General features: G+C 44.2%; 6 protein-coding genes. 3 read left to right on the top strand and 3 right to left on the bottom strand.

Going from position 1 to position 3,695, the window contains the following annotated elements:
• Positions 1–1,111: phage tail protein (locus RMO55_RS06140; protein ID WP_310424890.1), on the top strand; the 1,111-nt coding region annotated here is incomplete at its 5' end.
• Here RMO55_RS06140 and RMO55_RS06135 read toward each other — a convergent pair.
• The 3 genes from RMO55_RS06135 to RMO55_RS06125 are packed head-to-tail and all read right to left on the bottom strand — an operon-like array spanning position 1,108 to position 2,472.
• Complete coding sequence (locus RMO55_RS06135; RefSeq protein WP_310424888.1) at positions 1,108–1,629, bottom strand: hypothetical protein; 522 nt, start codon at positions 1,627–1,629, stop codon at positions 1,108–1,110. The genes RMO55_RS06140 and RMO55_RS06135 overlap by 4 nt on opposite strands.
• Positions 1,626–2,033, bottom strand: coding sequence for a hypothetical protein (locus RMO55_RS06130; protein ID WP_310424886.1), 408 nt, complete (start codon positions 2,031–2,033; stop codon positions 1,626–1,628). The genes RMO55_RS06135 and RMO55_RS06130 overlap by 4 nt, the downstream gene beginning before the upstream one ends.
• Complete coding sequence (locus RMO55_RS06125) at positions 2,023–2,472, bottom strand: hypothetical protein (RefSeq protein WP_310424884.1); 450 nt, start codon at positions 2,470–2,472, stop codon at positions 2,023–2,025. Before RMO55_RS06125 ends, RMO55_RS06130 begins: the two co-directional genes overlap by 11 nt.
• Between RMO55_RS06125 and RMO55_RS06120 the strand changes: the two genes are divergently transcribed.
• Positions 2,466–3,104, top strand: a complete 639-nt coding sequence (locus tag RMO55_RS06120; RefSeq protein ID WP_310424882.1) for a phage minor tail protein L — start codon at positions 2,466–2,468, stop codon at positions 3,102–3,104. The genes RMO55_RS06125 and RMO55_RS06120 overlap by 7 nt on opposite strands.
• On the top strand, positions 3,105–3,695 hold a 591-nt coding region (locus RMO55_RS06115), incomplete at its 3' end, for a hypothetical protein (protein WP_310424880.1).

Here is a 3,695-nt window from a genome sequence, read left to right as displayed (position 1 = left end):
CAATGCAACGTTTAGCTATGCTGGGACACCGTACCGCAATCGTCGCAATCGAGCGGTAGTCAGCTATACACGGTCAGATGTCCCCAACAATACCGATTATGAAATTTACGAAGATCGGGCAGATATTTTAAAACGTGGAGTGGAGGAACTCCGCATTGATGCCACCCAAACCTGCACCAGTCGAGGGCAAGCCCAGCGGATTGGTAAATGGGCGATCTATTCCGAGCAAGCTCAAAAGGAAAGCATCACCATCCAGACAGGGCTAGATGGTGCTCTCGTGCGCCCTGGCGATATAATTCAGGTTGGCGATCGCGATCGTGCGGGATTACGTCGCTGGGGACGGATCGAAACTGCCACAATTAATACGCTAACCCTCGATAGCCCACTTACGTTACCAGCAGGGACTTATACGATTAGCTGCACTCTCCCAGACGCAACCCTAGTCGAGCGAACAATCTCCAGCATTACGGGGAGCGTTGTCACAATCTCCCCCAACTTCGCCACCATCCCCGATCCTCAAGCGAGTTGGTTAATTGCTGGTACCGATCTGCAGCCTAGCTACTATCGAGTTATCTCCCGCGCGGAGCCAGAAACCCACCGCTTTGAAATTCTTGCCTTACTGCACGATCCCAATAAATATGCGGCAATCGAGCAAGGGCAAAATTTTGTGCAGCCACCTAGATCTGTGCTCCCCCCATCGCCACCATTACCACCTCAAAATCTAGTATTAACGCCCTCTTACGGCATCGATATTAATATTGGTGTAGCTTGGAGCGCACCCAATCCAGCCACCTATACCACAGCCTATCAACTCGAATACACGATCTTCGGACAATCACCTGTCACAATTACCACTAGTTCTCCCGCCTATCTAATTCCTAGTGTCGGATTTGGAGACTGTACAGTTCGCGTTCGCACTCAAGATACCACTGGAGACTATAGTGGCTGGATTGTTACTACTATCTCGATCGATGTAAATGCCTATTTTGCTAGTTGTTATTTAGCAGATATTGTCGATAGTTGGTTTGAGAATACAATCAGCTTAATCCCCGAAATTTCCGCTCAAACAACTTTTAGTTCTCCCACTTACTTGATTATTTTAAATCCCTAGAGAATTTTGACAAATGTTACAGATCCAAAACTTGTATGTGCTCGAATGCCTGCGGCCGAAGGTGCTTGGTAGAAAACTTGTCTAGCTGCAGGTACTAAGACTAGTTCGGGAACGATAGTTTTCTGACTAACCATCGAATATTGATGCTCCACCATATCATCAGACTTGATGTTCTGGGTATCACTCACGACCAAATACTTACCCGTTCGATTCCAGATCCATCGATCGCCATTAGCTAGTTCTTTAATTAGTAAGCCAATCTCAATCCATACATATTCGGGCATGTTAAACGTTCGATCTGTGAGCGTGGTAAAATTCAGCGTCCCTTTTAACGATAGTTTTGCTGTCTCCTCAAACTCTTTATTCACAGGCATTATCGGTTTGGTTTGCCATTGAACAGACAAGGAGTAGTTGGAGATAATATCTAATTCTGTAAAACTAGCAATCGATCCAGTAGCACTCCAGCGAATTAATAAGTCTGAGCCTGTAATAACTTGACTGGGATGAATCGACTTCATTTTAAAATATTAAAATAGTGTTCGCCTGGTAAATATAATTTAACCTGTTCTAGGTTCTCTTCTGTCTGCCTCCGATGCCAAGCAATTCTAATTCGTTGCCAATAACAGAATAAAGTCTCTAAAGCATTATTTAGATTCTTAGTCCGATCGTGCTGAATCAGCTCGACCGATACTTGATATCGATCGACCACCCCTTGAAAACATGCCTGTGGCACCCGATCGACTACCCGATAGACCAAACACTCAATCCCGCTAATTTCAACGTCCCTAGGCGGATCTATGTCCAGATTATTCACAATGTAAATCGCTGGAACTGTCGATCCATTTGTTGCTGTATACAATCCCAACTCGGTCACTAATTGAGTAGCTAACTTAGCCTTAATTCCTACAATATCAATCGACATCAGTTTCTAAAAAACGAAACAATCTTGCTTCAAAATCTCTAGGCACATTTAGCACCGCATCAGCCCGCTGATACTCCAGCGGAGCCTCAGTATCTCCACTAATCCCATATTGAGTCCAGGGACGCGGACGATGGTAGTAACGATGCCCATTAATCGTATTCATCCCGCCATTGTGATTAAGTTCGGGATTATGATCCGTCCAGCCAAATTCTGCCTCTCCAGGTGCGATAGTATTTAAGTACTGACTCCCCACCAGTTTACCAGTATCGACGATATTTCGAGGACTACCCACCACATCCCCATTCTGACGCAAAGTCTGATTTGGCCACTCATACTGATCGTCCGAAATCGCCTCGACAAAAGCACGTTCAACCGCCTTCATCTCTTCAGCCCAAGCCGCATCCACCGCCGCTAAAATTACATTAATATCAAATGTCACTAACTGGAGACCTCCAAAAATTATCAACTAGCCCAATGTGCGAGCTATTCATGATCTCGAACTTTAATCCCAACAATCCCAACGAGGTATTTAGGTTTACATCCTGGAGAGGAACAACATGGCTGGGAGAGCAATGGGGGCATCTCGATGCCAAAACCAGCGGGTTTGAGAGCAATGGGCGGACTCTACCCAAACCCAAAATCTCGATCTCCAATATCCAAAATAGTATCGGTAATTTAGTACAAATGTACGATGATTTGCTCGGTGCAACAATCTGGCGATATCGCACGTTAGAAAGCTATCTCCAAATTGGATCGGCAGAATTACTTCAGGTAGAACAATGGACAATCCAGCAAAAAACTACTCACAACAATCTAATCATCGAATGGGAATTGGCGGCTCTTAATCTGGAAAATCGCTATTGCCCAGGCCGCGCCTATCGCTCTAACTATTGTGCCTCCCAGTACCGCAGTTCTGAATGTGGATATTCAGGGCCACCAGTAGCCGATATTAATGATATTTACACCGGATTTATGGCGTTAGATAACTGCGGCCGCAAACTAGGGAGCTGCAAATTACGATTTGGAGCCAATATTGAATTACCGATCGATTATTTTCCAGGAGTTGTTTAAGTGTCCAATTTTATTTTTAACTGGGCGAATGCCGCACTAGCCAATGCCACTCTCAATCTAAGTACTGGTGATTATTACGCTCACCTAGTTACTACCGTTCCCGCACTTGGTCACTCCACTGTGGCCAATCTCGTATTACCTGCTGTGAGTGGATATACCAGTACGCCTCTAACTGGACTAAATTATAATACTACTCGCTGGACGTTTAATAGCTTTGATTTCCCCAAATATGCATTTGTTAGCGCACCAACAGGCGTAGTAATTTGCAAACGAAATGGTGCTTCTCCAGCGAACACCGATGGGATTATTTGTTATTCTGATTTTAATAATTCGATTGGGCAAACCATCAACTTAGCAATCGGTGCTTATGTCGTAAACTTACAATTCACAGCAAATGGAGCGATTAACTTTAGTTATAGAAATAGATACCAATCAGGAGCTTTTAATAGTGCCAATACTCCAATAGATAATGGGATCTTTTATTTACTAGGCACCAATAATAATACAACGGCTTGGAATAATCCCTCTCAATCAAAGGTATCTTTCTCTGATACTACGATTGGCCCAAACTCTATATACACAAACCTAAAC

The organism is Chamaesiphon sp. VAR_48_metabat_135_sub, from assembly GCF_031418915.1.
Classification (GTDB): Bacteria; Cyanobacteriota; Cyanobacteriia; order Cyanobacteriales; family Chamaesiphonaceae; genus Chamaesiphon.
The sequence above is the reverse complement of the archived record's forward strand: the minus strand, read 5'-3'. Positions and strand labels throughout refer to the sequence as shown.

What these genes read in the sequence shown, in the direction of transcription:
- RMO55_RS06135 (WP_310424888.1), bottom strand. Translation starts at nt 1,629, where the DNA reads ATGAAGTCGATTCATCCCAGTCAAGTTATTACAGGCTCAGACTTATTA.
- RMO55_RS06130 (WP_310424886.1), bottom strand. Translation starts at nt 2,033, where the DNA reads ATGTCGATTGATATTGTAGGAATTAAGGCTAAGTTAGCTACTCAATTA.
- RMO55_RS06120 (WP_310424882.1), top strand. Translation starts at nt 2,466, where the DNA reads ATGTCACTAACTGGAGACCTCCAAAAATTATCAACTAGCCCAATGTGC.